Here is a 26,454-nt window from a genome sequence, read left to right as displayed (position 1 = left end):
GCGGTAAATTCTGCCGATCCGGGAAATGACCCGCGAACACTATGTCGGGGCGGGGCTTCCGGAGACATCTTCCCGCAGGCACAGTGAAAGTCAGCGCCAGACCTGTTTCAGACGGATGAGACGAGGCTGCTTTTCCGCCTTTGCAGGACACGCCACCGCTTCGTCCGATTTTTACAGCACCCTGCTCAGCGGCGCGTCACAGCACCGACACCATGTGACCGGGCGTGATCCCCTCAGGCGTGATCTCACAGCCAAGGCCCAGCATCTGCACGCCGGCGGCGCGGGCCTCTTCAAAGGCGCGGGCATAGGCGGGGTCGATATCACCGGCGATGGCGATCCGGTCGCAGTCACTGCGCGCCAAAAGATAAAGCATCGCCGCCCCCTCGCCGCGCCGGCGCGCCGCCGTCAGCCCCGCGAGATGCTTTGCGCCGCGCGCGGTGCGGCTGTCGGGAAATTCCGCAAGTCCGGGCTGGCGCGCCAGAGTGACGGATTTCACCTCCAGCCAGAACGGCCCCTCCGGGGTGGTCAGGCAAAAATCGATCCGGCTCTCTTCATCCATCCGCACCTCTGCGCGCAGGCTGCTGAAAGCGGGCAGACCCGCGATGCGGCCCAGCGACAGCGCCTCTGCGACCACACCATTGGCAAGGCCGGTGTCGATCACCGCCAGTCCCCCCTGCGGCAGCTCCGCCAGCTTCCAGCCCCGGGCGAGCTTGTTGCCCGGACGCGAGGGGGCCAGCCAGACCCGCATCCCCGGCTCTGCCAGCCCGGTCATGGCGCCGGGATTGGGGCAATGGACGGTGACTTCCTCGCCACCGGGCAGAACCACATCGGCGAGAAAGCGTTTATACCTGCGAAGCAGACGCGCTTCTGTAAGGGGTCTGGGAAACTGCATAATCCGCCCCTATACCCGAAGGGGTGATCTGGCAAGGAGGGCCTGAGATGACGAATCCAACCGCAGCAATGCTGGTCATCGGCGATGAAATTCTGTCGGGCCGCACCAGGGATGCCAACAGCTATCATCTCGCCGGAGAGCTGACGCGCCATGGCATCCGCCTGATGGAAATCCGCATGGTCGCCGATGAAGAGGCCGATATCGTCGCCGCCCTCAATGCGCTGCGCGACCGCTGGGACCACGTCTTCACCTCCGGCGGCATCGGGCCGACCCATGACGACATCACCGCCGATGCGGTGGCCGCAGCCTTCGGCGCCGGCATCGATGTGCGCGAGGATGCCCGCGCGCTGCTGGCCGCGCATTACCAGCGCTCGGGCCAGGAGCTGAACGCCGCCCGACTGCGCATGGCGCGCATCCCTGAGGGGGCAAGCCTGATCGAGAACCCGGTCTCTGTGGCCCCGGGGTTCACCATCGGCAATGTCCATGTCATGGCGGGTGTGCCCAATGTCTTTCAGGCCATGGTGGCCAGCGTTCTGCCCACCCTGACCGGGGGCGAGCCGCTTCTGAGCCAGAGCCTTTCGGTCCTGCGCGGTGAGGGCGAGATTGCCGAGGGCTTTGCCACCCTTGCCGCCGAATATCCCGACCTCTCGCTTGGCAGCTATCCCTTTCAGCGCAACGGCGCTTATGGCACCAGCCTGGTGATCCGCGGCACCGACCCGGTGCAGCTTGAGGCCGCGATGAAAAAACTGACCGCGCTTTTCGGGGAGCCTGCATGAACACGCCGCAGCTTCAGGACTGGTTTGACGCCCTCGATGCCACCTGGCCGGGCCGGGCGGTGCATGCGCTTGGGCCCTGGCGGATCCGCGAAGGCGCGGGCGGCGGGCAGCGCGTCTCCGCCGCCACCACGGCGGTCGGGGATGTCAGCGACGCCGAGATTGCGGAGGCCGAGGAGTTCCACCGCAGCCTCGGGCAAAAGCCGCTCTTTCAGATCCGTCCCGGCCAGGCGGCGCTGGATGCGAGGCTTGCGGCCCGCGGCTACCGGATGAATGACGCCACCGAGCTGCGCGCCGCCCCGGTGACGCAGTTCACCCCCCCGCCCCGGCTGCGCTCGATCATGCATTGGCCGCCGCTGGCCCTGACCCGCGAGATCTGGCAGGGCGACCACATCGGCCCTGAGCGTGTCGCCGTGATGGAGCGCGTTGAGGGCCAAAAGACCGCCCTGATCGGACGCGACGGCAATGACGCCGACCGGGCCTCAGGTGCCGCCTTTGTGGCCTGCTCGGGTCGGATCGCCATGCTTCATGCGCTGGTGGTGCTGCCGAATATGCGTCGGCGCGGATCCGCCAACTATATGATGTGTGGCGCGGCTGAATGGGCCCAGGATCACGGCGCAGACTGGCTGGCGGTGGCGGTGACACAAGCCAATGCCGGGGCGGCGGCACTCTATACTTCCCTGGAAATGCCGGTTGTGGGAGACTATCACTACCGAAGCCTCTGATCTGGTTGGGGCTTCTTTAATGTGCTGCCGGAACCGCTGCTGGGTCATGAGTTTTACGTTTGTGTTGCGAATAGCGCTGATTGCAGGCCTATTCCTGCTTCCCGTCCTGGCAAAGGCGGCAGGCACGCTTGTCCCTGCCGGGGCTGAGCGTGTGGCCCAGCATCAGGAGCCCTCGGGCAGCTATGCGCTGCCGATCGGACCCTGGGATGGCGGCTCTATGCTGACACGCCACAGCGAAGGTCAGGTCATTCAGACCGCATGGCGCTGGTCTGGCACGGGAAAATCCACCCTCGATCTCTTTGTCCCGCTGCGCGAGAAGCTGCAGGCAGAGGGGTGGTCGCTGATCTATGAATGCGAGGGCCGGGGCTGTGGCGGCTTTGATTTCCGCTATTCCACCCGCGTGCTGCCAGAGCCGGATATGCATGTTGATCTGGCCGACTTCCGCTATCTTGCGGCACGGCGGGGCCGGGGGGAGGAGACTTCGGTCCTGAGCCTGCTGGTCAGCCGCTCTGAAGGGGCGCAGGCGGGCTTTGCGCAGACTATCGAGGTGCAGCCGGCAACTGAGCCCCCGTCGCTTCCCATCCCCGCGATCCCCCTGCCCGTTGCCGCCGGAGAGATCGGCGCCGCGCTGGAGGCTGCCGCAAGGGTCGTGCTGCCGGGCCTCAGCTTTGCCTCGGGCGGGGCGGCGCTTTCGGATTATGACCGCGCGCCTTTGCAGGCGCTGGCCGCCTGGCTTCAGGCCCATCCTGACCGTGAGGTGACCCTGGTTGGCCATTCCGACGCGACCGGCAATCCCGAGAGCAATCTCACCCTCTCGCACCGCCGCGCCGAAAGCCTGCGCCTGCTGATGATCCGCGAGTTTGGCGTGGCAGAGAGCCGCCTGAAAGCCAGAGGCGAGGGCGATCAGACCCCGCTGGCCTCTAATGATACCGCCGAAGGGCGGGCGGAAAACAGACGGGTCGAAGCCATCGTGACCCCGACCCGCTAAAGTTTGCGCACTCAGACACTGGCCGCTGACCGGCCCTGACCCGAGCCTGGCAGATCACCAGGACTCCGGCCCCTTCTGCGCATAGGTCTGCACGAGGAAATCAATGAATGCCCGAACTTTGGGCTGCGTGAAGCGCCCTGGCGGATAGACTGCATAAATTCCAAGCGTCTCTCCGGGCAGCGCGGGCATGACATCTTCCACCAGCCCCTGGCGCAAAGCATCGGCGTAAAGAAACGACGGCAGCAGCGCGATGCCCAGACCCGAGATCGCGGCGTTCAAAAGCGACTGCCCGTCGTTCACCGTCAGCCAGCCGTTGGAGCGGATCTGCCGCTTTTCGCCCGAGGCCGCGGTGATCTTCCAGACATTCCCCGCCGCCTGGCTGGAGTAATGCAGCAGCTTGTGGTCGTTCAGATCTTCCAGCCGCTGGGGCCGGCCGAACTTCTGCAGATAGCCCGGAGCGGCAATCATCCGCTGCGAGGTCTCACACAGCCGGCGGGCGCGCAGGCTGCTGTCCTCCTGCTCACCGATGCGGATGGCCATGTCGAAACCTTCCGAGATCAGCTCCACATAGCGGGTGTTCAGCACCATATTGACGGTGATTTCGGGATATTCGGTCAGAAAATCACTCAAAACCGGCGAGATATGGTTCACCCCGAAATCCGTCGCCACTGAGATGCGCAACAGCCCGGAAGGCGCGCTTTGCATCGAGGTGACCAGCGCATCGGCCTCACCGGCGTCATTCAGCACCCGCCGCGCCCGGTCGTAATAGGCCAGACCAATCTCAGTCGGCGAGACCCGCCTTGTGGTGCGGTTCAGAAGCCGCGCCCCCAGACGCGCCTCAAGGGCCGAGACATGTTTGGAGACCGCCGATTTTGAGATGCCCATTTTACGGGCAGCATCGGTAAATCCACCCTGATCCACCACGGTGGCAAAGGCTTCCATCTCTGTCAGTCGGTCCATCATTTTCCCCTTCGGCGCACCATCGGGCCAGCTCCCTGAATGACGGCAGATTGAGGCCGGAATTGGGAAAGCCCGAGACGAGTCCAGGGAATCTGCCCATGTGCCGCGGCGCAGTGCCACCCCCGCTTCAGGGACCGGCAGAACCCGGAGATCCCCGCGAAGCTGCCCAAATTATCCATGTTTTGCTGAGGCCTGCAGGATCCGCGCATTAAGCGCACCCCGGAAACAGTCTTTGCGGGGCCTGGGGCCACTCTCCACATCTGCGCCACATTCCGGCCCATCTCTTCACCAGATTCGCCCGAAGGCAGGCTGCAGCCGCAGCGGTGGTTGTGCCTGCCCGCCATCCGCCTATAGTCTGAGACCAAGGCGTTCAGGGAGCCTCTGATGAGCATTGTTGAAATCTACACCACCCCCACCTGCCCCTATTGCCAGCGGGCCAAACGGCTGCTGACTGCCAAGGGCGTGGCCTTCACTGAAATCGACGTCAGCCGCGATCCGGGCCTGCGTGAGAAGATGACCCTGCGCGCCAATGGGGGCCGCACCGTGCCGCAGATCTTCATCAACGACCGCCTGATCGGCGGCTCGGATGACATCCATGCGCTGGATGCGGCCGGAAAACTCGATCCGCTGCTGAAGGACTGATCCCATGCGCGCCGCTGTCATTCAGCTCAATGTCGGGGAAGACCCCGCAGAGAACCTTGGCCCCACCCTCGCGCTGATCCGCGAGGCCGTGGCGGGGGGCGCAGACTTTGTGCTGACCCCCGAGTGTACCCATCTGATGAGTGCGCGGCGCGACTGGCAGCAAAAGGTCATCGCCCGCGAGGAAGATGATCTGACGCTGCAGGCTTTGCGCGAAGAGGCGGCAAAATCGGGGATCTGGCTGTTGATCGGCTCGATCGGGCTCCGGACGGAAGATGCGGATGGCCGGTTTGCCAACCGCTCTTTTCTGATCGGGCCGGATGGAGAGATTAAGGCGCGCTACGACAAGATCCATATGTTTGACGTGAATGTCTCGGAAACCGAGGTCTTTCGCGAATCTGCCGCCTATCGCCCCGGTGCGCAGGCCGTGGTGGCCGAGACGCCGATGGGTCCGCTGGGGATGTCGGTCTGTTATGATCTGCGCTTCCCGCATCTCTTTCGGGCGCTGGCGCAGAAGGGGGCGAAAATCCTTGCGATCCCGGCTGCCTTTAACCACATCACCGGGGCGGCGCATTGGGAAGTTCTGCTGCGCGCCCGCGCGATTGAGAACGGCGCCTGGGTGCTGGCTCCGGCGCAGACCGGGCATCACCCGCAGCCGGACGGACCGGGACGGCGGACTTTCGGGCATTCGATGATTATCGCGCCCTGGGGCGAAGTGGTGGCCGATGCCGGCACCGAGCCTGGGGTGATCTTCGCCGATATCTCCATGGAGGCCGTGGAGACGGCGCGCCACCGCGTGCCATCCCTCAGCCATGACCGCCCGTTTTCGGGCCCGTAAAGCATGAGTGACCGCACCGGTGATCTGGCCGTCGCTCTGTTCAGCGAACTCTTTATGGCCGACCAGCTGGCGCGGGCCGAGTTAAGCCGCGCCCTGCCAAAGGGCATGGAGCTGTCGCATTTCTCGGTGCTGAACCTGCTGGCGCGGGCGGGCGAAGAGCGCACGCCTGCGCAGCTGGCCCGGGCCTTTCACGTCACCCGCGGGGCGATGACCAATACGCTGGCGCGGCTCGAATGGGCCGGGCATGTGCATATCCGGCCTGACTGGGACGATGCGCGGCGCAAATTCGTGGCGATCAGCCCGGCGGGACGGGCTGCGCGCGATGCCGCCCTTCAGGCCATTGTGCCGCTGATTGCGGGCACGGTGACCGCGCTTGGCGAGGACCGCGTGCGCGCGGCGCTGCCGGTGCTGCGCGATCTGCGCCAGCGCTTTGGCGGCGAGGAGTAGCGCCCTCTCGCTTGCGAAGCCTTTGGATCCGTGGCCTAGTTCGCCCCAGGCTGACAGGAGGAACGGGATGCGGCTTCAGGGAAAAACGGCGATTGTAACCGGTGCGGGTTCGGGCTTTGGCGCGGGTATCGCGCGGCGTTTCGTGCAGGAGGGGGCGCGGGTCATCCTGGCCGATATCAACCCTGCGGCTGCTGAAGCTGTTGCCGCCGAGATCGGCGGGATCGCTGTGGCCTGCAATGTGGCGGATGGCGCTTCGGTGGCGGCCCTGGCCGAGGCTGCGAAAGCCGCTTTTGGCGGGGCACCGGATATTTTGGTGAACAATGCCGGGGTCACCCATCTGCCTGGGTTTATGGAAGAGATTTCTGAGGCGGATTTTGACCGGGTGCTCGCGGTCAATGCCAAATCCATCTATCTGATGGCCCGGGCTTTTGCCGGGGAGATGAAGGCGCGCCGCTCGGGGGCTATTCTGAATATCGCCTCGACCGCCGGGGTCAGCCCGCGGCCGAAGCTCAGCTGGTATAATGCCTCCAAGGGGTTTGTGATCACCGCGACCCGCGCCATGGCCGTGGAGCTGGCGCCTTTTGGCGTGCGGGTGAATGCGCTTAATCCGGTGGCGGGTGAGACGCCGCTGCTGGCGAGTTTCATGGGGGAAGATACACCGGAGATGCGGGCGAAGTTTCTCTCGACCATTCCTCTGGGGCGGTTCTCGACGCCGGAGGATCTGGCCAATGCGGCGCTTTATCTGTGCTCAGACGAGGCTTCGATGGTGACGGGGGTGGCCATGGAAGTCGACGGCGGCCGCTGCATCTGAGGCGGTACTTTGGGGCGACCCCGGGGGCGCTGCCCCCGGACCCCCGGAGTATTTTGAAAAAGCCAAAGCGCGGGGCGGGGCAGCGGATTTCCTTTGGGTGCGGCTGTCGCTATGGTCGCGCCCATGAGCAGCACTCCGAGCATTATTTTCTCCGACGACCAGGCTGAGGCCTTTGACCGCGTTCAGGCGCTTTTGCTGAAGGCGGGGGTGAATGCTGCCGACGGCATTCTGGATGCGCCCGATGGCAGCGGGGGCGGCGTTCTGGCGGTGACCGGCAAGGCGGGCTCGGGCAAGACCATGTTGCTCTCGCAGCTGGTGAAGGAGCTGACGGAGGCCGGTCTGGAGATCGTCTCTGGCGATTATGAGGGCAGGAAGCGGCGCGAGCGGCGCACGCTGGCGGTGCTGGCGCCGACGAATAAGGCGGCCTCGGTGCTGCGCTCACGCGGGGTGCCGGCGACGACGATTCACCGCATTCTTTACACGCCGATCTATGCGCCGGAATATGAGAAGCTGGCGGAGTGGCTGGCGGGGACCGGCGAGAAGCCGGTGATGGAAGAGCTGACCGAGCAGGCGCTGGAGCGGGCGCGGGCGTTTTTTGAGAATGTGAAATCCATTCCCGGTGCGCTGGCGGCGGCGGGGCTGCGGGGGTCGGATTTCATTCAGGGCTGGAAGCGGCGTGAAGAGCCTTTGGACATCGGTTTTATTGACGAAAGCTCGATGCTGGATGAGCGGCAGTTCGAGGATTTGAAAGAGATTTTCCCGACGCTGGTGCTGTTTGGCGATCCCGCGCAGCTGGCGCCGGTGGGGCTGTCGGGGGAGATGGTTTTTGACCGGCTGCCAAAAGAGCGCCGCGTGCATCTGGAGCGGATCCACCGCCAGCAGACCGACAGTCCGATCCTGGATCTGGCCCATGCGCTGGCCGATCCCGGGATCAGCTTTGAGGATTTTGAGGCCATGGTGGGTGAAGCCGCGCGGCGCGATGACCGGGTGGTCATGGCGGAGCGGGTGGATGCCGATCTGATGGCGCGCTCTCCGGTGCTGGTCTGGCGCAATGCCACCAGGATCCGGCTGATTACGGCCTTTCGGGCCGCCCATGGCGCGCCGGAGACCGAGCTGCTGACCGGGGAGCCTTTGATCTGCGACGGGATTGAGCTGCCCTTGAAGCATCGCAAGAAGCGCATTGATCTGGAGGCGCGGGGCCTGATTAAGGGCGCTCAGGTGATCTATCTGGGGCCGGGCAAGAAGGACGGCTTTGCGCGTCTGCATGTCTTTGGCGCGGATGATCCCCAGGTCTCGGCGGCCTCGATCATCAAGATTGAAAAACCTGATGAGGAAGAACCTTTTATCCCGGCTGCGGCCCGGATGGGGGCTACTTTCCTGCATGGGGCGGCGGTGACGATCCATAAGGCGCAAGGCTCGCAATGGCCTGAGGTGCAGGTTTTTGCGCCCGATCTTTGGGCGGCGGCGCGGGCCGGGCGCTCGGAGGCGGGCTTGCCGCTTTGGAAGCGGCTGGCCTATGTGGCGATCACCCGGGCCGAGAACCGGCTTTACTGGGTGGTGCGCAACCGGTTGGCGCGGCCGAAATATGAGCTGACGGTGGAGGATCTGAAGATCACCGCCCCGGCCACTCTGACGCTGACCTCCGAGAGCGATTGACGCCCTGCCGCCCTCTGCGCCAGCATGGTGGCGGGCGGGGGCCCAGCGGGAGAGCGATCCATGGAGATTACCATCAACCTCACGCGCCCTGAGGGCAGCCCCGGCAGTGGTCCGCTGCGGGTGGGGTGGTTTCTGAACTCTGATAAGGGGGCGGTGCTTTTTGATCCGCCGGAGCGGGTGAGCTTTCGTCAGACCAACCGCAGCCATGCGAAATCGGCGGCGCGCTGTCCGGGCGTGATCCAGCTGGAGAGCCGCTATTTCATGATCCGCTGTCCCTATGATCTGCAGATCGGCTTTGGCCGCGATGAGAAGGGCCAGGCGCATCTGATCAACCGCGCGGGCGCGGGATCGGCCATTCGGGGCAATAAGCTGAGCCAGGTTCTGGCGCTGGTGAGTGAGGCGGAGTGGCGCTACCCCGACCGCCCCACGGTGCAGCTGATGCTGCCCTATTGTTTTGTGGCCGAAGAGATCTGCTATATCACCCAGCTCGACAGTTTTGCCCATTACCGCGCCCAGCCGCTGCCGGGCACCATCTTTGGCGGGCGCTTTCCCATTCATGCCTGGCTGCGGCCGCTGATGTGGGCGATGGAATGGCATGACACCTCGAAAGATCTGATCCTGAAGCGGGGCGATCCGCTGTTTTATGTGCAGTTTGAAGGCGATGGCCCGGACCGCGCCGTGCAGCTGGTGGAGACCGAGCGCACGCCGGAGTTGATCGCCTGGATGGAGGCCATGTCGGGGGTGGTGAATTATGTGAACCAGACCTTCAGCCTGTTCAAAGCGGCTGAGGCTTTGCGGCCCCCGGCGCTGATCCGTCCGAAAGAGCGCGGCTGAGGTCTGGCGAAAAAATCATGCAACCTCAGGCGCATCGGGGTGTTGCATTTCCGAAGGGCGCTCCCAAATCTTAAGGCAAGGCCGCAGGGCCCGTGCCGGGGATCCGGGCGGGCCGGAGCGGTGCTTCACAGCAAGGAGAACCCGATGAACCTCGAAAAGTTCACGGAACGGTCGCGCGGCTTTCTGCAGGCGGCCCAGACGATTGCGATGCGCGAAACGCACCAGCGCCTGGTGCCCGAGCATCTGCTCAAAGCCCTGATGGATGATGACCAGGGGCTGTCTTCCAACCTGATCCGCCGCGCGGGCGGTGCGCCTGAGCGGGTGGCGGAAAGCGTCGATCTGACGGTCTCTCGCCTGCCGAAGGTGTCGGGGGGCAATGGCGAGGTTTACACGGACCAGACTCTGGTGCGGGTGCTGACCGAAGCTGAGGATCTGGCGAAGAAAGCCGGGGACAGCTTCGTGCCGGTGGAGCGCATTCTGATGGCGCTGGCCATGGTGCCCTCACGCGCGAAAGAGGCGCTGGAGGCGGGGGCAGTGACCGCACAAAAGCTCAATACCGCGATCAATGACATCCGCAAGGGCCGCACGGCGGACAGTGCTTCGGCCGAGGATGGCTATGAGGCGCTGAAGAAATATGCCCGCGATCTGACCGAGGCTGCGGCTGAGGGCAAGATCGATCCGATCATCGGGCGCGATGAAGAGATCCGCCGTACCATGCAGGTGCTGAGCCGCCGCACCAAGAACAACCCCGTCCTGATCGGCGAGCCGGGGGTGGGGAAAACCGCCATCGCCGAGGGTCTGGCACTGCGCATCGTCAATGGCGATGTGCCCGAATCTCTGCGCAACAAACGTCTGCTGGCGCTGGATATGGGCTCGCTGATCGCCGGTGCGAAATATCGCGGTGAGTTTGAAGAGCGGCTGAAGTCGATCCTGTCGGAAGTGACCGGGGCGGCGGGGGAGATCATTCTCTTTATTGATGAGATGCATACCCTGGTGGGGGCCGGGAAGGCCGATGGCGCGATGGATGCGGCGAACCTTCTGAAGCCTGCGCTGGCGCGGGGGGAGTTGCACTGCGTGGGTGCCACCACGCTCGATGAATACCGCAAGCATGTTGAGAAAGACGCGGCCCTGGCGCGGCGCTTCCAGCCGGTGATGGTCTCGGAGCCGACGGTGGAGGATACCATCTCGATCCTGCGCGGCATCAAAGAGAAATATGAGCTGCACCACGGCGTGCGGATCGCCGATTCGGCCCTGGTGGCGGCGGCGACGCTGTCGCACCGCTATATCACCGATCGGTTTTTGCCCGATAAGGCGATTGACCTGATGGATGAGGCGGCCTCTCGGCTGCGGATGGAAGTCGACAGCAAGCCCGAGGAGCTGGATGCGCTGGATCGTCAGATCCTGCAGCTGACGATTGAGTCAGAGGCGCTGAAGCGCGAGGATGATGCGGCTTCGAAAGACCGTCTGGAGCGGCTGGAGAAAGAGCTTGCCGATCTGCAGGAGCGCTCCAGCGAGCTGACCGCGCAGTGGCAGGCTGAGCGCGACCGCCTGGAGGGCGCGCGCGAGCTGAAAGAGAAGCTGGAGAAGGCGCGGGCCGAGCTGGATATCGCCAAGCGGGACGGCAATTTCGCCAAGGCCGGTGAGCTGCAATATGGCCGCATTCCCGAGCTGGAGCGCCAGATCGGTGAGGCTGAGGGGCATGAAAGCGCCAAGCTGGTCGCCGATGCCGTGCGCCCTGAGCAGATCGCCGAAGTGATCGAGCGCTGGACCGGGATCCCGACCTCCAAGATGCTGGAGGGCGAGCGCGAGAAGCTGCTGAAGATGGAAGAGGAACTCGGCCGCCGGGTGATCGGTCAGCGTGAGGCCGTTGTGGCCGTCTCCAACGCCGTGCGCCGGGCGCGGGCGGGGCTGAATGATGAAAACCGCCCGCTGGGCTCGTTCCTGTTCCTGGGGCCGACCGGCGTGGGTAAGACGGAACTCACCAAGGCGGTGGCGGAATATCTCTTTGATGACGATCAGGCCATGGTGCGGATCGATATGTCGGAATTCATGGAGAAACATTCCGTGGCCCGGCTGATCGGCGCGCCCCCCGGCTATGTCGGCTATGACGAAGGGGGCGTTCTGACCGAGGCTGTGCGGCGCCGTCCCTATCAGGTGGTGCTGTTTGATGAGGTGGAAAAGGCCCACCCGGATGTCTTCAACGTGCTGTTGCAGGTGCTTGATGACGGGCAGCTGACCGATGGCCAGGGCCGCACGGTGGACTTCAAGCAGACGCTGATCATTCTGACCTCGAACCTTGGCAGCCAGGCGCTGAGTCAACTGCCCGAAGGCTCGGACAGCCGGCTGGCGCGATCGGAAGTGATGGAAGCGGTGCGGGCGCATTTCCGCCCTGAGTTCCTGAACCGTCTTGATGAGACGATCATTTTTGACCGGCTGACCCGGGAGAATATGGACGGCATCGTTGAGATCCAGCTGCGGCGGCTGCAAAAGCGGCTGGAGGGGCGCAAGATTGCCCTGGAGGTCGATGAAGCCGGCAAGGCCTGGCTGGCGGATGCCGGCTATGATCCGGTCTTTGGCGCGCGGCCGCTGAAGCGGGTGATCCAGCGCTATGTGCAGGATCCGCTGGCGGAACTGCTGCTCTCGGGCCAGGTGCTGGATGGGGCGGTGGTGCCGGTCTCGGGCACGGCGGAGGGTCTGACGATTGACGGTCGGCTCTCTGTGACGCCGCCGGATCTGCTCCGTGGCGAGAAGAAGCTTCACTGAAGCCGCAGGGGAGGGCTGCCTGCCCTCCCCTGACCCCTCCCGGGAGTATTTCTAAAAGCCAAAAGAAAGCCCCCCGTGCGCAGTGGCACGGGGGGCTTTTGAAATCAGCCTGGGCCGGATCAGCCGCGGTATTTGCTGAGCACGAGCGTGGCGTTGGTGCCGCCGAAGCCGAAGCTGTTCGACAGCACCGAATCGAATTCGACATTGTCGACGCGGGTGGTGGCGATTTCTTCCGGTTTGATCTCGGGATCAAGCTCGGTGACATTGGCCGAGGCTGCGATGAAGTTATTCTCCATCATCAGGATCGAATAGATCGCCTCATGCACGCCGGTCGCGCCAAGGCTGTGGCCGGTCAGCGATTTGGTCGAAGAGATCGGCGGCACATTGCCTTCGCCGAAGACACGACGGATGGCTTTGACTTCCGTCACGTCGCCAGCCGGGGTCGAGGTGCCATGGGCGTTGATATAGCTGACTTTGCGGCCTTCCGGCAGGGTCGAGAGGGCCTGGCGCATCGAGCGCTCGCCGCCTTCGCCTGAGGGGGCGACCATATCGGCGCCGTCGGACGTCGCGCCATAGCCGGTGACTTCGGCGTAGATTTTGGCACCCCGGGCGAGGGCGTGCTCAAGCTCTTCGAGCACGACGATGCCGCCGCCGCCGGAGATGACGAAGCCGTCACGGCTGGCGTCAAAGGGGCGCGAGGCGGTTTCGGGGCTGTCGTTATATTTCGACGACATGGCACCCATGGCATCGAAAAGGCACGACAGCGTCCAGTCGAGTTCCTCGCCGCCGCCGGCAAAGACGATGTCCTGCTTGCCGAACTGGATGAGCTCGGTGCCATTGCCGATGCAATGCGCTGAGGTCGAGCAGGCGGAGGTGATCGAATAGTTCACGCCCTTGATTTTGAAGGGTGTCGCAAGGCAGGCCGAGTTCGTCGAGGACATGCCTTTGGTGACACCGAACGGCCCGATGCGCTTGGGCGAGCCGCTGTCGCGCACGATGTTATGGGCTTTGTAGAACGACTTCGTCGAGGGCCCGCCGGAGCCCACGATGATGCCGGTACGCTCATTGGAGACATCCTCGGGGGAGAGGCCCGAATCCTTCACCGCCTGATCCATGGCGATGAAGTTATAAGCCGCGCCGTCGCCCATGAAGCGCAGGTCGCGCTTGTCGATATGGTCTTCGAAAACGATCTTCGGCTGGCCGTGGACGCGGCTGCGGAAACCATGCTCTGCATAGTCTTCCGACGCCACGATGCCCGAACGGCCCAGACGCAGGCTTTCGGTCACTTCGGCGGCATTATTGCCGATGGGGGATACGATGCCGATGCCGGTAATGACGACGCGACGCATAGGGATCTCCTTTCCGGAGGAAGTATCAGGAAGCCGAAAGGGCGACTTTCATGTCTTTGACCAGATAGATGATCTCGCCATCCGCCTCAACGCGGCCATCCGCGACACCCATGGTCAGGCGGCGGGTCTGCACGGCTTTGGTGAAATCAACGTGATAGGTCAGAAGCTTACGCTCAGGGCGGACCATGCCGGTCAGCTTGACCTCACCCACGCCCAGCGCATAGCCGCGCCCCAGCCAGCCGCGCCAGCCAAGGTTAAAGCCCGTCAGCTGCCACAGCCCGTCCAGACCAAGGCAGCCCGGCATAATCGGGTTGCCGGGGAAGTGGCAGTCGAAGAACCACAGGTCCGGAGTGATGTCGAATTCGGCTTTGATGTGGCCTTTGCCATGCTCACCGCCATCCGCCGAGACCTCAGTGATGCGGTCCATCATCAGCATCGGCGGAGCAGGAAGCTGCGCGTTGCCGGGGCCAAACAGCTCGCCGCGGGCGCATTTCAGAAGGTCTTCCTTGTCGAAGCTGGTCGGATACACGTGTCTCTTCCTGTTCAGGGTCCAGATTTTTCTGTAACACCGCCCCCCCCGAAAGGGCAAGTGTCGCGGCCTTTTGGCCCCGGAAAGGGGCGACAAAAGAGCCCGTAATATGGGTCCGCAGGGGGGTACGATCAATAGGCGTCTGAGATGCAGACCCGGATGCCGGTGGCAAGCTGCATCTGATAGGCCGGGATCAGCACCTCGGCAGAGGCGGGTTTCACCTCGATAAGGTCATCCACCAGCGTCAGCCAGCCCGCCGCACAGGTGCAAAGCGCCTCGCGGTCGCGGTCGGCAGCGCGCATGTCGCGCAGGGTGGCCTTCAGATCCAGCCCGGGGAGTTTTGTGGCGCCGTCCAGCACCTGACCGCACTGCCAGTAGTCGTCTTTGGTGACATGCAGATCGCCGTAAAAACGCCCGCCCGGCTGGCAGATCAGCATATTGGAGCGGATAATCTCCACCAGGGCTTCGGCGGCGGCATCGCCACCTTCGGCCTCCATGCGGGCTTTTTGTGCCGGATTAAGGCCGAATTCCTCGCCCACGCAGTGGCAGAACTCTGCGCGGTCCCAGCCGAAGGCATCAACGCGCCCGATCAGTTCCGCGGTCCCCGGAACCGGCAGATCACCGTCGGAAATCTGACCGCAGATGCTGCGCCCCAGATCGTAAAGCTGACTGTTCATCGGCGGGGCCGCCTGGGCCACTCCCGCCAGTATCATCAAAATCGCTGCCGCAAATCCGCGCATCGCTGCCTCCGCCTTTCACCGAAGGCCCTTTGCTAAGGGGGGCGACAGGGGACGGGATACCCCTCCTGACGGGCGATCGGGCCGCGGCCGGAGGCCGCATCATCTGTCAGGGGATCAGCGCAGAAGATCCGCGCGGTAGCCATTATAAGCCAGCATATCCCGCGCCGCTTTGCGACGGTCGCCGGGCATCACCCCGCGGTCGAGCACCGAGGCGAAGCTGCCGGAGGGGGTTGCAAAGATCACCGAGCGGCTGTCGTAATCGGCCCAGATCACCCACCAGGCCTCGGCCTCGCCTTCGACCTGCAGCCGCCCGTTGCCGATGTAACGCGCGGTTTTATTGAGCGGCGCGGCACGGCCCGCCCGGCAAAGCTGCCCGCTGAGCCGCAGGCGGTCGCCCTCGGGCGTGATGCTGAGGCGACCGGGCCCGCAGGCCGGAGCGCCGGGGGCGGCGAGATGCGCAGCCTCGGTCCAGGTGCCGTGCAGACGGGCAGGATCGAGCCCGGCGATGGAATAGACCGGGACCGTTTTGTCGTGCAGGCTGACCTGCGGCGGCGGCGCGGCGCTGCAGGCGGCCAGCGACAGGACGGCCAGCAGAGGCTTCAGTCGCGGCATTGTTTCGCCCTCACGCCGTTTTCCATCAGGATCTCATGACAGCCAAAAAGCGGTGAGGCCGGGGCGCAGGTGCCGCTGCGCGCGAGGCACTCGCCCTCACAGTCCAGGGCCGCACGGCATTGTTTTCCGGAGTCTTTATGCAACTGCACGCAGACCCGGGCTTTGCCGCCTGCGGCCTTCAGAAACTCGCCCCCTGTGCGGGTGCAGGCCACTTCTGCTTCCGCCAGTGGCGCGAAAGATGGGGCAGCCGCCGGTTCCTCCCCGCGGCAGGCCATCAGCGCCAGAAGGCCAAGAAGCGCGAAGGCCGCCCGCATCAGAAGGGCATCGGATGCGCGCGGCGCACCGCGGCAATATCGGCCAGCACCTCGGGTGACAGCGTGATCCCGGCCGCGCCAAGGTTGGTCTTCAGCTGCGCCAGCGTCGTTGCGCCGACAATCGGAATCACCGGAACCGGGCGCGAGCGGCAGAAGGCCAGCGCCATCTGGCAGGGGTCAAGGCCATGCTCAGCGGCCACCCGCAGATAGGCGGCAACGGCCGGAAAGACCTGCTTTGTCACCCGACCGCCCAGAGCGGGCGTGGCGACCCGGCGGGTGTTGTCGGGCGTCACATCGCCGGCGTATTTGCCCGATAAAAGCCCGTTCGCCAGCGGCGAATAGGCCAGCAGCGGCACATCTTCATGATGGCACAGCTCTGCCAGATCGGTGTCAAAGAGACGGTTCAGCAGCGAATATTCATTCTGGATCGCCGAGACGCGCGGCCAGCCGTTCAGATCCGCCAGACGCAGCCACTGCGCGGTGCCCCAGGCGCTCTCATTCGACAGACCAAAGGCGCGGATCTTGCCCTCGGCCACCAGGCGTCCGGCCTCGGCCAGAATTTCCTGCATATGGGGGATCACCTCGTCGCGGCGCTGCGCCGAGGGGTCAAAGGCCCAGTTCTGCCGGAAGTGATAGGAGCCGCGGTTCGGCCAGTGCAGCTGGTAAAGATCGATGTAATCCGTGCCGAGACGGCGCAGAGACTCCTCAACACAGCGGCGCAGCACGGCGGGCGAAATCATCTCACCGCCGCGGATGATGTCACGCCCGCCGCCCGAGACTTTGCTCGCCAGCACCACATCGGCGCGGTTGCCACGGGCGGCAAACCAGGAGCCGATGATCTCTTCGGTCCGGCCAATGGTTTCGGCGCGCGCGGGGTTTGTGGGATACATCTCAGCGGTGTCGATGAAGGTCACGCCCATGTCGCGGGCAAGGTCCATCTGGGCATGGCCGTCGGCTTCGGTGTTCTGTGATCCCCAGGTCATCGACCCGAGGCAATATTCACTGACCATGATCCCGCTGCGGCCAAGTGGTAGTCTGCGCATGATATTCCCCCTGCTGCAGTTGCAGCCTAGCCCTCCCTCTCTGCCCCGCCAAGCGGAATTCGCCAAAGCGGGCCGGAGCGGCAGGAGCCTGTCTTCCGGGCGGCGAAAGCGTGCTTATATTGCGAAGGCGGGCGTGGCTGTGTATTTCATCGCCCTTAACTGGTTTTGACAAGGAGATGCGGATGCGTCGTGTCGTCGTTACGGGTCTGGGTCTTGTCACCCCGCTGGCCTGCGGTGTGGAAGAAACCTGGTCGCGCCTGCTTGCGGGGCAATCGGGCGCTGGTCCCATCACCCGCTTTGATGCAAGCAATGTCGTCACTCAATATGCCTGCGAGATTCCGCTGGGCGATGGCAGCAACGGCACCTTCAATCCTGACGACTGGATGGAGCCGAAAGAGCGCCGCAAAGTCGATGATTTCATCCTCTATGGCGTGGCGGCCGCGGTGCAGGCCGTTGAGGATTCGGGCTGGAAGCCTGAGACCGAGGAAGACAAAGAGCGCACCGGCGTCATGCTGGGCTCGGGCATCGGCGGGCTCTCGACCATCGCCGAGACCGCCGTTCTGATCAAAGAGCGCGGCCCCAAGCGCGTCTCGCCCTTCTTTATTCCGGGCGCGCTGATCAACCTGATCTCGGGTCAGGTCTCGATCCGTTTTGGCTTTAAGGGCCCGAACCATGCGGTTGTGACCGCCTGCTCGACGGGCGCCCATGCCATTGGCGATGCCGCCCGCCTGATCGCCTTTGGTGATGCCGATGTCATGCTGGCCGGTGGCGCGGAAAGCCCGATCTCGGAAATCGGCATTGCGGGCTTCAACGCCTGCAAGGCGCTGTCGACCAAACGCGGCGATGAGCCGACCAAAGCCTCGCGCCCCTATGATGCCGACCGTGACGGCTTTGTGATGGGCGAAGGCGCCGGCGTTGTGGTGCTCGAAGAATATGAGCACGCCAAAGCCCGCGGCGCGAAGATCTATGCCGAAGTGCTGGGCTATGGCATGTCGGGCGACGCCTATCACATCACCGCACCTGCTGAAGATGGTGACGGCGGCTTCCGCTCGATGTCGGCGGCGCTGAAGCGGGCGGGGCTGCAGCCTTCGGACGTTGATTACATCAACGCCCATGGCACCTCGACCATGGCTGACACCATTGAGCTGGGCGCGGTTGAGCGGCTGATGGGCGATGCGGCCTCTAAAGCCACCATGTCCTCGACCAAATCCTCGATCGGTCACCTTCTGGGGGCTGCGGGCGCGGTTGAGGCGATCTTCTGCGTGCTGGCGATCCGTGACCAGATCGCGCCGCCGACGATCAACCTCGACAATCCGGCCATCACGCCGAAGCTGGATCTGGCGGCTAACAAAGCCGTGAAGCGTGAGATCAATGTGGCGCTCTCGAACAGCTTCGGCTTTGGTGGCACCAATGCCAGCCTAGTTCTCGGGAAAGTCAAAGCCTGATGTGGAAATCGATCGCCTCCAATGCGCTGACCCTGTTCATCGTTGCACTGATTGCCGTCGCGGGTTTGATTGCCTGGGGCAAGCGGCAATATGAAGGACCGGGGCCGCTGGCGGAGGCGGTCTGTTTCCGGGTTGAACGCGGAGCGAGCTTTGCCTCCTCCGCCGCCGATCTGGAACGTCAGGGCGCGGTGTCTGATGCGCGGATCTTCCGCATCGGCTCGCGCTATGCAGAGCTTGATTCCGGCCTGAAAGCAGGGTCTTACCTGCTGCCCGCCGGGATCAGCATGCAGGAAATCGCCGGAGCCATCACCAGGGGCGGCCAGTCCAGCTGCGGCTCGGAGCTGAACTACCGGATCGGCGTCAATGCCGCTGACGTGGTGCTGCGTGAGCTGGATCCGGCCACGCAGAGGTTCACCGAGGTCGCCAAACGCGATCTCAAAGACACCTCCGAGGTGCCGGCAGAGCTGCAGGCCGCGCTGGATGATACCGGCATCCGCGCCCGGGTGACGGTCGCAGAAGGCACCACCGTCTGGCAGGTTCTTGAGGCGCTGAAAGGCGTGGATCTGCTGAAAGGGGAGGTGAAGGACAGCCCGTCAGAGGGTGCCCTGGCCCCCGACAGCTATGACATCACCCGCGGCATGGACCGCGCGGCCCTGGTGGCGGAAATGGCCGGGCGCCAGACCCGCATTCTCACTGACCTCTGGGCCGCACGCCAGGAGGGGCTGCCCTATAAGGACATCAATGAGGCGCTGATCATGGCCTCGATTGTTGAGAAAGAGACCGGCGTCCCGGATGAGCGTGGCGAGGTGGCGGCGGTCTTTGTGAACCGCCTGCGGCAGGGCATGAAGCTGCAGACCGACCCGACGGTGATCTATGGCGTCACCAAGGGTCAGGGCGTGCTGGGCCGCGGCCTGCGCCGCTCTGAGTTGCAGGGGCGCACGGCCTGGAACACCTATGTCATCGACGGCCTGCCGCCGACCCCGATCGCCAACCCCGGCAAGGCCAGCATTGAGGCGACGCTGAACCCGCCGGAGAGCAAATATCTGTTCTTCGTGGCGGATGGCACGGGGGGGCACGCCTTTGCCGAAACCCTGGCCGGGCATAACGCCAATGTCGCCAAATGGCGCCAGATTGAGGCCGAGCGCGCCCGTCAGGCTCCGTCCTCGGGCAATTGATCCTGAAAAACCCGCCCCTCGTGGCGGGTTTTTTATGCGCCAGGCGGGTTCAGACCGGCCCTCTGCCGGTCTGCGGTGCGATTGGCTTATCGCCCGAAAGGCCCCGACCAACGGGGCTGCCCCCCTGTCTGGCGGATCCTTCGGTGCAAAGGTCAGAAGCGGCCCCCCGGACTTCAGCCTCCGTGAAGCGGCCTCAGGCCAGATCCCAGACCACCCGCAGATTATCCGAGCGCCAGAGCGGGCCGGGATCGGTGAAAGCCAGATCCTCGCGCCCGCCGCAGCGGCGGTAAAAGGCGCGGGCGCTGTGGTTTTGCGCCACCACGGCCAGCGCCGCGCGGCGGTGGCCCGCAAGCCGCAGCGCGCCAAGCGCCTCCTGCAGCAACTGCTGCCCCAGGCCCCGGCCCTGCTGGTCAGGGCGGATATAGAGATGACAAATCTCGCCACAGCCGCCCATAATCTCTCCCGCTCCCGGCGCGGTATGGATCAGGCCGATCAGATCGCCCCCCTCCCGCAGCACCCGCAGCCAATGCGCGGGATGGGCCAGCACGGCCTGCCACTGCGGCAGACGCAGCGCCTCATCGAGGCGCGCGTAAGCCTCTGCCGGGGCGAGATCGCGATAGGTCGCGCGCCAGACGGCGACGTGAAAGGCCGCGAGTTCTTCCGCGCTGACCTCTCTGTCTGGTCTGCCGATATTGTCTGACATTATATTGACCTCCCCGCTGCTTCCGCGCAGACTGTCACAAAGGGGAGAGAGATGCATGGCCGAAGCAGAGCTTCACATCTGGATGCAGGAACATGTGGCCGGGTTTCAGGGCCCGATGCAACTGCACCGTCTGGCGGGCGGGCAGTCCAATCCGACATGGCGGGTGGATACGCCGAACCAAAGCTATGTTCTGCGCCAGAAGCCGCTGGGGCCGGTGCTGCCCTCGGCCCATGCGGTGGACCGTGAGTTTCGCGTGATGCAGGCCCTGGCCGGGACCGATGTGCCGGTCCCCAAGGTCTGGGCGCTTTGCGAGGACCCTTCGGTCATGGGCTCGATGTTCTTCGTGATGGAGTTCATTGAGGGCCGGGTGTTTTATGACCCCCGCCTGCCCGATCAGACACCCGACGCGCGCGCGGCGATCTTTGACAGCATGAACCAGGCTTTCTCGGCGATCTCCACCGTGGATCCCATGGCGGTGGGCCTCGGCGATTACGGCCGTCACGGCGGCTATGTGGCGCGCACCGTCAACCGCTGGGCAAAGCAGTACCGCGCCTCTGAGACCCGCTCGATCCCGGCGATGGATGCGCTGATCGACTGGCTGCCGCAGAACCTGCCGCAGCGCGAAGAAGAGGTGCGGGTGGTGCATGGCGATTTCCGCATGGACAATCTGCTGATCCATCCGACAGAGCCAAAGGTTCTCGCCGTCATCGACTGGGAGCTTGGCACCCTCGGCTGCCCGCTCTCGGATTTCGCCTATCATATGATGACCTGGCGGGTGAGCCCGGATCTCTTTCGCGGCCTTGCGGGTGCCGTTATCCCCGGTTCGGGCATCCCGACGGAAGAGGCTTATATTGCCGACTGGTGCCGCCGGACCGGACGGGATAAACCTGCGGACTTCGACCTTTATCTGATCGTCAATCTGTTCCGGATGGCCGCCATCCTGCAGGGCATTGCCAAACGCGCCGAAGAGGGCACCGCCTCTGATCCTGACGCGCATGAGGTGGGCGCCCGCGCCGTGCCGATGGCACAGATTGCCTGGGACATGGCCCGCCGCTTATGAGTTCATCAAGCCCCGACACCCTGTCGCGCGACATCCTGCGCGGGCTGACCGACGGACAATTCGTCCCCGGCCAGCGTCTGGCCGAGCGCGATCTGATGATCCGCTACAGCGTCGGCCGCTCCACCGTGCGCGAGGCGCTGAGCCGGCTGGCCTCGATGGGGTTTCTTGAGATCGTGCCGCACCGCGGGGCCACCATTCGCCGCCTCACCCGGCGGGAAGCGGCGGATGTCCTGCGGGTGGCGGCTGTTCTCATTGGCCTCACCGCGCGTCAGGCCGCCGAGGCCGTGGCCGCAGGCGCAGACCCCGCGCCGATGCGCGAGGCCCTGGCCGTCTATGTGGCGGCGGCGCGCGCCGACCTCAGCCGCGCAAGGGCGCGCTATTACCGCGCCATGACCGCGCTTGCGGGTAATCGAGAGTTGGAACGCCTGGTCCCCGCCGTGCAGGTGCCCCTGGTGCGGGCGCAGATCGGTGAATATGAGACCAGCTCCGGCGGCGGCCATGAAGCGCTGGCCGGTGCCATTTCTGCCGGTGAGGGCGATCAGGCCGAAGCCATCGCGCATCAGATGATCCGGACCCTTGCAGACCGCCTGCCCGGCCTGCCCGACAGTCTCTTTACGCGCAGCTAAGATTTCTGCTGCCACAGCGGCCGGATGCCGCTATCCATAACAGAGTTTAACCCTCTGGCTTTGGTATGATCACTCTTTCGCCTTATATGACCGGCATCCGTCAGGGCCAGCAGATGATGTTTGCTGATTTTCAGACCGGCGGGCCGATGTGGACCGGAGAGGGTCCGCGCGAAGTGCGTCACGCGATCCGCTTTGACGCGCCTTTTCTGCAGACCCCGGCGGTTCTGGTCGGGATCTCGCTTTGGGACAGCGACCGGCGCACCAATCTGCGCGCCGATCTGACGGCCGAAAACATCACCCCTGAGGGGTTTGACGTGGTGTTTCGCACCTGGGGCGACACCCGGCTGGCCCGGATCCGCGCCGATTGGACGGCCATTGGCGCGGTGCGCGACGAAAACGACTGGCTGCTGGACTAAGCGGGCTCAGCCCTCCAGCCCCAGATGGGCGCGGATCTGCGCGGCCATCTGCCCCGCGTGGGTGATCGGCAGCATATGCCCCGCCCCCTCCTGAACCAGACGCTGCGCCTGCGGGATGCGCCGCGACAGCCCCTCTGAGATCGCGCGGATCACAGCGGGAGAATTGCCCCCTTCGGCCAGCAGAACCGGCACCGGAATGCTTTGCAGACGCCCCGGCTGCAGCATCCCGACACGGTCATCGCGCACCACATCCGCCGCGGCCGGAATCGCATCGATCCGGTCGACAATATAGGCCCGCTGAGAAGCCGGCATCCGCGAGAGCGGCACCCCCGTGCCCCAGAGGGTCTGGAACCACTCAGCAGCGCCTTCGCGATCGCCTGCGGCCAGCCGCGCTTCAAAGGCCTGCTCTTTCGCGGCCCAGTCCTGGGCCTCGGCACTGCCATCCGCCAGCGCCACAGCGAAAAGCACCGGCTCAAAGAGCGTCAGGCTGCGCACCAGATCCGGGCGCTCCAGCGTGACGCGCAGCGCCACCGTGCCGCCAAAGGAATGGCCAAAGAGATCAACCGGCGCGCCGCCGCCGATCTTTTCCAGCAGATCCACCGCCCAGTCGCGCGCCAGATCATGCATCGAGCCGGGCCGCCAATGCGGACTGCGGCCGTGGCCGGGCATATCGGGGGCGGTCAGGCTGACCTCAGCCAGCCCCAGCTCTTCCGCCATGGGCTGCCAGACGCCGCCATGCGCCAGCGAGCAGTGCAGCGCCAGGATCTGACGCGGGCCTTTGCCAAAATGGCGCAGATGCGGCAGCTTCACCGCCGCGGAAGTCAGGGTCTCAGTCATTCACTTCAATCCGCTCAGATGCCGGTCGAGATCCGACAGACGGTCCTGGCCCCAGAACATCTCGTCCCCGACGATATAGAAGGGAAAGCCAAAGACGCCCGCAGCCACCGCCTGCTCAAGATTGCGCTCATAGGTCTCGGCGCCGGTCCAGAGGCCTTTGTCGGCCAGATCGGGATCAAAGCCGTGACGGGCCAGCAGGTCGCGGATCACCTCATCCTCGGCGATATTGCGCTCTTCGGCCCAGCAGGCGCGCAGAAAGCTCTGCACAAGGCCGCCGACATCGCCGCCTGCCTTCGCCGCTGCGATGATCGCATAGGAGGCCGGGGCCGGATTGGTCGGAAAATGCGCCGGATGCAGCACCAGGGCCATATTTTCCCGTGCGGCTGTGCGTCGCAGATCCTGCAGACGGTAAGCCTGGCGCGCCGGATGGCGCTCTGCGAGCATTTTTCCACCCGTGCGGGGAAAAAGTGCTGAGGGATCAACCGGGATATAGCGCAGACTGGCACCATGGCGGGCAGCCAGTTCTTCCAGACGGGTTCCGGCAAGGTAGCACCAGGGTGACATTGGCGTAAAATAATAGTCGATCTGCATGATCCTTACCGCTTTCTGTCCAGGCCCGGGCTTTCGCAAGACCCTAGTCGGGTGATAAGCGGAGTCAATGTTCGAATCCCTCCCGCCATGCCCGCCGGGACTGCAGCCCAAGGACCCCGCCATGCCCGTCATGACTGAACCCAAACTGATTGCCGGCAATGCCAACAAAACTCTGGCGCAGTCGATCGCGCGCCGGATGTCGATGCATCGCGGCATGCAGGTGGACCTGCTGAACGCGCGCATTGAGCGTTTCAACGACCAGGAAGTCTATGTCGAAGTCTACGACAATGTGCGTGGCGAAGACATGTTCATTATCCAGCCGACTTCGAACCCGGCGAATGATCACCTGATGGAACTGCTGATCATGACCGACGCCCTGCGTCGCTCCTCGGCGCAGCGCATCACCGCCGTGATCCCCTATTTCGGCTATGCCCGTCAGGACCGCCGCGCAAAGGCCCGGACCCCGATCTCGGCCAAGCTGATCGCAAACCTGCTGACCGAAGCCGGTGTTGAGCGCGTGCTGACCATGGATCTGCATGCCGCACAGATCCAGGGCTTCTTCGATATTCCGGTCGACAACCTCTATGCCGCGCCGGTCTTTGCGATGGATGTTGAGCATCACTTCCGCGGCCGTCTGGACAATGTCACCATCGTCTCGCCGGACGTTGGCGGCGTGGCCCGTGCCCGCGATCTGGCAAAGCGCCTCGGCTGCGCGCTGGCCATCGTCGACAAGCGCCGCGAGAAAGCCGGTGAGATCGCAGAGATGACCGTGATCGGGGATGTCGAGGGTCAGACCTGTATCATCGTCGACGATATCTGCGACACCGCCGGCACCCTGTGCAAAGCGGCTGAACTGCTGATGGAAAAAGGCGCGGCCGAAGTGCATGCCTATATCACCCACGGCGTTCTCTCGGGTCCGGCTGTTGAGCGTGTGACCAAATCGGTGATGAAATCGCTGGTCATCACCGATACCATCGAGCCGACCGCTGCCGTCAAAGCCGCGCATAACATCCGCATCGTGCCGACCGCACCGATCTTTGCTCAGGCGATCCTGAACATCTGGAACGGCAATTCGGTCTCCTCGCTCTTTGAGACCGAGACGCTGCAGCCGATCTACGAAGGCTTCTACCCGCGCGGCTGAGGCATGGCGCGGACCCTTCTTTCCAAACTCGACAGGGGCGGCCTTCTGGTCGCCCTTCTCGCAGGGGCTGCGGCGGGGCTGGGGCAGATCCCCTGGTCGCTCTGGTCGCTGTCCCTTTTGGGCTTTGCAGCACTTTTGTGGAACGCAGGCCGTGCGCCCACGGCCAAAGCGGCCGCCCTGCGCGCCTGGCTTTCGGGCAGCGCTTATTTCCTTCTGACGCTGAACTGGATTACCGAACCGTTCCAGGTTGAGGCCGAACGCGACGCCTGGATGGCGCCCTTCGCGCTGGCCTTCATGGCGACGGGCCTTGGCCTCTTCTGGGCCGGAGCCGGGGCGCTTTCGGCCCCGTTGCGCCGCTTCATGCCTGCCGCCGGGGCCATGGCCCTGATGCTGGCGGCCTGTGAGGCTTTGCGCGGCCTCATTTTCACCGGTTTCCCCTGGGCGCTTCCGGGCCATATCTGGATCGGCTTTGCGCCGGCGCAGCTGGCCTCGCTCGCCGGGGCGGGCGGGCTGACGCTGCTGACACTCAGCCTTGCAGCGCTTCCGGTGCTGTACCGCGCCCGGGGCCTCGCTGTGGCTCTGGTGCTGCTGGGCGTGGCCTGGGGCTTTGGCCACTGGCGGCTTGCAGAGCCGCTGCCGCCCGCACGCGATGCGGTGATCCGGCTGGTGCAGCCCGATGCCGATCAGGCGCTGAAATGGCACCCCGATTATGCGCGGATGTTCTTTGAGCGCCATCTGGACCTGAGCGCCGCAGCACCAGGTGAGGCCGGTCTGCCGGATCTGATCGTCTGGCCGGAAACCTCGGTGCCGGTGCTGCTGAATGATCCGGGCAGCGCGCTGGATGTGATCCTGGAAGCCACGGGAGGCATTCCGGTCGCCCTTGGCATTCAGCGCGAAGAGGGGTTGCGGTTTTACAACTCGCTTGCCCTGCTTGGCCCCAAAGACGACGGCACGGCTGAGATCCGGGCGGTCTATGACAAACACCAGCTCGTGCCCTTTGGCGAATATATCCCCGGCGGCGACCTGGTGGCGGACTGGCTGGGGGTCTTCTCCTTCTCGCCCGCCGCAGGCTATGGCTATTCCGCAGGGCCTGCGCCTGAACTGATCTCCATGGGCGGTGCACTTGGCACCTTCCAGCCGCTGATCTGCTATGAGGCGGTCTTCCCCTGGTTTCAGCGCGCCACCGCGCGGCCCGACTGGCTGTTGCAGATCACCAATGACGCCTGGTTCGGACTGAAATCCGGCCCCTTCCAGCACCTTGGAATCGCACGGCTGCGCGCCATTGAAAGCGGCCTGCCGATGATGCGGGTGGCCAATACCGGGATCTCTGCGGTCATCGATCCGCGCGGCGGGATTCTGGCCGAACTGGGGATGAAACAGCAGGGCATCATTGACCACGCCCTGCCCGCAGCCCTGCCGCCCACACTTTACAGCCGGATCGGCCCCTCGGCCCCGGTCCTGCTGTGGTGCTTCGCCGCAATGCTGTTGATTTTCACCAGACGCGCCTTCAATCATTGACCCGACAGGGCCAAAGCACTACTGCGACC

The 26,454-nt window shown here is 64.5% G+C and carries 28 protein-coding genes; 17 read left to right on the top strand and 11 right to left on the bottom strand.

Annotated features, from left to right (window positions below; translation table 11 throughout):
- Positions 1 to 196: 196 nt before the first annotated feature.
- A complete protein-coding gene (gene sfsA / locus EG244_RS00260; protein WP_124962998.1) occupies positions 197 to 892 on the bottom strand; it encodes a DNA/RNA nuclease SfsA in 696 nt (231 codons plus the stop codon).
- 47 nt (positions 893 to 939) lie between these two features.
- Here sfsA and EG244_RS00255 point away from each other — a divergent pair, with 47 nt between their 5' ends.
- Genes EG244_RS00255 through EG244_RS00245 form a run of 3 tightly spaced genes read left to right on the top strand, consistent with a single transcriptional unit; the run spans position 940 to position 3,378 of the window.
- Positions 940 to 1,668 (top strand): competence/damage-inducible protein A, encoded by a 729-nt coding sequence (locus EG244_RS00255; protein WP_124962997.1) that lies wholly within the window; start codon positions 940 to 942, stop codon positions 1,666 to 1,668.
- Entirely contained in the window at positions 1,665 to 2,390 is a 726-nt protein-coding gene (locus EG244_RS00250; RefSeq protein WP_124962996.1) for a GNAT family N-acetyltransferase, read from the top strand. The genes EG244_RS00255 and EG244_RS00250 overlap by 4 nt, the downstream gene beginning before the upstream one ends.
- A 46-nt stretch (positions 2,391 to 2,436) precedes the next feature.
- The gene (locus EG244_RS00245) at positions 2,437 to 3,378 is read left to right on the top strand and encodes an OmpA family protein (protein WP_158617208.1); all 942 of its coding nucleotides are present in this window, start codon (positions 2,437 to 2,439) and stop codon (positions 3,376 to 3,378) included.
- Positions 3,379 to 3,432: 54 nt separating this feature from the next.
- Here EG244_RS00245 and EG244_RS00240 read toward each other — a convergent pair whose 3' ends face one another.
- Positions 3,433 to 4,338: a LysR family transcriptional regulator gene (locus tag EG244_RS00240; protein ID WP_124962994.1), complete on the bottom strand. Its 906-nt coding sequence runs from the start codon at positions 4,336 to 4,338 to the stop codon at positions 3,433 to 3,435.
- 384 nt (positions 4,339 to 4,722) lie between these two features.
- On the opposite strand from EG244_RS00240, the gene grxC reads away from it, so the two are divergent.
- From grxC to clpB, 7 genes are all read left to right on the top strand, one after another.
- Positions 4,723 to 4,980: a glutaredoxin 3 gene (gene grxC / locus EG244_RS00235; RefSeq protein ID WP_124962993.1), complete on the top strand. Its 258-nt coding sequence runs from the start codon at positions 4,723 to 4,725 to the stop codon at positions 4,978 to 4,980.
- Between the two features lie 4 nt (positions 4,981 to 4,984).
- Complete coding sequence (locus EG244_RS00230; protein WP_124962992.1) at positions 4,985 to 5,815, top strand: carbon-nitrogen hydrolase family protein; 831 nt, start codon at positions 4,985 to 4,987, stop codon at positions 5,813 to 5,815.
- 3 nt (positions 5,816 to 5,818) lie between these two features.
- A complete protein-coding gene (locus tag EG244_RS00225; RefSeq protein ID WP_124962991.1) occupies positions 5,819 to 6,262 on the top strand; it encodes a MarR family winged helix-turn-helix transcriptional regulator in 444 nt (147 codons plus the stop codon).
- Between the two features lie 67 nt (positions 6,263 to 6,329).
- Positions 6,330 to 7,073 (top strand): glucose 1-dehydrogenase, encoded by a 744-nt coding sequence (locus EG244_RS00220; protein WP_124962990.1) that lies wholly within the window; start codon positions 6,330 to 6,332, stop codon positions 7,071 to 7,073.
- A gap of 111 nt (positions 7,074 to 7,184) precedes the next feature.
- The gene (locus EG244_RS00215) at positions 7,185 to 8,729 is read left to right on the top strand and encodes an ATP-dependent DNA helicase (RefSeq protein WP_124963183.1); all 1,545 of its coding nucleotides are present in this window, start codon (positions 7,185 to 7,187) and stop codon (positions 8,727 to 8,729) included.
- A gap of 60 nt (positions 8,730 to 8,789) precedes the next feature.
- Positions 8,790 to 9,563 carry a hypothetical protein gene (locus tag EG244_RS00210; RefSeq protein ID WP_124962989.1) on the top strand — a complete coding sequence of 258 codons (774 nt, stop codon included), beginning with the start codon at positions 8,790 to 8,792 and terminating at the stop codon, positions 9,561 to 9,563.
- Between the two features lie 144 nt (positions 9,564 to 9,707).
- Entirely contained in the window at positions 9,708 to 12,326 is a 2,619-nt protein-coding gene (gene clpB, locus EG244_RS00205) for an ATP-dependent chaperone ClpB (RefSeq protein WP_124962988.1), read from the top strand.
- A gap of 119 nt (positions 12,327 to 12,445) precedes the next feature.
- On the opposite strand, the gene fabB is transcribed toward clpB, so the two are convergent.
- The 6 genes from fabB to EG244_RS00175 form a co-directional block, all read right to left on the bottom strand.
- A complete protein-coding gene (fabB, locus tag EG244_RS00200; protein ID WP_124962987.1) occupies positions 12,446 to 13,675 on the bottom strand; it encodes a beta-ketoacyl-ACP synthase I in 1,230 nt (409 codons plus the stop codon).
- A 25-nt stretch (positions 13,676 to 13,700) separates the two neighbouring features.
- Positions 13,701 to 14,204: a bifunctional 3-hydroxydecanoyl-ACP dehydratase/trans-2-decenoyl-ACP isomerase gene (fabA, locus tag EG244_RS00195; protein WP_124962986.1), complete on the bottom strand. Its 504-nt coding sequence runs from the start codon at positions 14,202 to 14,204 to the stop codon at positions 13,701 to 13,703.
- Positions 14,205 to 14,335: 131 nt separating this feature from the next.
- The gene (locus tag EG244_RS00190; RefSeq protein WP_124962985.1) at positions 14,336 to 14,944 is read right to left on the bottom strand and encodes a hypothetical protein; all 609 of its coding nucleotides are present in this window, start codon (positions 14,942 to 14,944) and stop codon (positions 14,336 to 14,338) included.
- A gap of 114 nt (positions 14,945 to 15,058) precedes the next feature.
- Positions 15,059 to 15,556 (bottom strand): lipocalin, encoded by a 498-nt coding sequence (locus EG244_RS00185; RefSeq protein ID WP_124962984.1) that lies wholly within the window; start codon positions 15,554 to 15,556, stop codon positions 15,059 to 15,061.
- Complete coding sequence (locus tag EG244_RS00180) at positions 15,544 to 15,870, bottom strand: hypothetical protein (RefSeq protein ID WP_124962983.1); 327 nt, start codon at positions 15,868 to 15,870, stop codon at positions 15,544 to 15,546. The genes EG244_RS00185 and EG244_RS00180 overlap by 13 nt, the downstream gene beginning before the upstream one ends.
- Positions 15,870 to 16,913 carry an aldo/keto reductase gene (locus tag EG244_RS00175; RefSeq protein ID WP_124962982.1) on the bottom strand — a complete coding sequence of 348 codons (1,044 nt, stop codon included), beginning with the start codon at positions 16,911 to 16,913 and terminating at the stop codon, positions 15,870 to 15,872. The genes EG244_RS00180 and EG244_RS00175 overlap by 1 nt, the downstream gene beginning before the upstream one ends.
- A 182-nt stretch (positions 16,914 to 17,095) precedes the next feature.
- On the opposite strand from EG244_RS00175, the gene fabF reads away from it, so the two are divergent.
- Both fabF and mltG read left to right on the top strand, forming a co-directional pair.
- Entirely contained in the window at positions 17,096 to 18,358 is a 1,263-nt protein-coding gene (fabF, locus tag EG244_RS00170) for a beta-ketoacyl-ACP synthase II (RefSeq protein WP_124962981.1), read from the top strand.
- Positions 18,358 to 19,533: an endolytic transglycosylase MltG gene (gene mltG, locus EG244_RS00165; RefSeq protein ID WP_124962980.1), complete on the top strand. Its 1,176-nt coding sequence runs from the start codon at positions 18,358 to 18,360 to the stop codon at positions 19,531 to 19,533. The genes fabF and mltG overlap by 1 nt, the downstream gene beginning before the upstream one ends.
- Positions 19,534 to 19,726: 193 nt before the next feature.
- Here the strand turns inward: mltG and EG244_RS00160 are convergent, their stop codons facing one another.
- A complete protein-coding gene (locus EG244_RS00160) occupies positions 19,727 to 20,236 on the bottom strand; it encodes a GNAT family N-acetyltransferase (protein WP_158617207.1) in 510 nt (169 codons plus the stop codon).
- Between the two features lie 55 nt (positions 20,237 to 20,291).
- Between EG244_RS00160 and EG244_RS00155 the strand changes: the two genes are divergently transcribed.
- The 3 genes from EG244_RS00155 (at position 20,292) to EG244_RS00145 (ending at position 22,338) form a co-directional block, all read left to right on the top strand.
- Positions 20,292 to 21,296 (top strand): phosphotransferase family protein, encoded by a 1,005-nt coding sequence (locus EG244_RS00155; protein WP_124962978.1) that lies wholly within the window; start codon positions 20,292 to 20,294, stop codon positions 21,294 to 21,296.
- A complete protein-coding gene (locus EG244_RS00150) occupies positions 21,293 to 21,922 on the top strand; it encodes a GntR family transcriptional regulator (protein ID WP_124962977.1) in 630 nt (209 codons plus the stop codon). Before EG244_RS00155 ends, EG244_RS00150 begins: the two co-directional genes overlap by 4 nt.
- Before the next feature lie 113 nt (positions 21,923 to 22,035).
- Positions 22,036 to 22,338 carry an H-type lectin domain-containing protein gene (locus tag EG244_RS00145; protein ID WP_233588876.1) on the top strand — a complete coding sequence of 101 codons (303 nt, stop codon included), beginning with the start codon at positions 22,036 to 22,038 and terminating at the stop codon, positions 22,336 to 22,338.
- Positions 22,339 to 22,344: 6 nt separating this feature from the next.
- Here EG244_RS00145 and EG244_RS00140 read toward each other — a convergent pair whose 3' ends face one another.
- The gene (locus tag EG244_RS00140) at positions 22,345 to 23,175 is read right to left on the bottom strand and encodes an alpha/beta fold hydrolase (protein ID WP_124962975.1); all 831 of its coding nucleotides are present in this window, start codon (positions 23,173 to 23,175) and stop codon (positions 22,345 to 22,347) included.
- Positions 23,176 to 23,766, bottom strand: coding sequence for a 2-hydroxychromene-2-carboxylate isomerase (locus EG244_RS00135; protein WP_124962974.1), 591 nt, complete (start codon positions 23,764 to 23,766; stop codon positions 23,176 to 23,178). It abuts the gene before it with no gap.
- A gap of 121 nt (positions 23,767 to 23,887) precedes the next feature.
- Here EG244_RS00135 and EG244_RS00130 point away from each other — a divergent pair, with 121 nt between their 5' ends.
- Both EG244_RS00130 and lnt read left to right on the top strand, forming a co-directional pair.
- Positions 23,888 to 24,907 (top strand): ribose-phosphate pyrophosphokinase, encoded by a 1,020-nt coding sequence (locus EG244_RS00130; RefSeq protein WP_124962973.1) that lies wholly within the window; start codon positions 23,888 to 23,890, stop codon positions 24,905 to 24,907.
- Between the two features lie 3 nt (positions 24,908 to 24,910).
- Positions 24,911 to 26,425, top strand: coding sequence for an apolipoprotein N-acyltransferase (gene lnt, locus EG244_RS00125; protein WP_124962972.1), 1,515 nt, complete (start codon positions 24,911 to 24,913; stop codon positions 26,423 to 26,425).
- The last annotated feature ends 29 nt before the right edge of the window (positions 26,426 to 26,454 follow it).

The sequence above is a fragment of the Falsigemmobacter faecalis genome, from assembly GCF_003863335.1.
In the GTDB taxonomy this organism is placed as follows: domain Bacteria; phylum Pseudomonadota; class Alphaproteobacteria; order Rhodobacterales; family Rhodobacteraceae; genus Wagnerdoeblera; species Wagnerdoeblera faecalis.
Note: the sequence above shows the minus strand (reverse complement) of the source record. Positions and strands in the feature narration are given on the sequence as shown.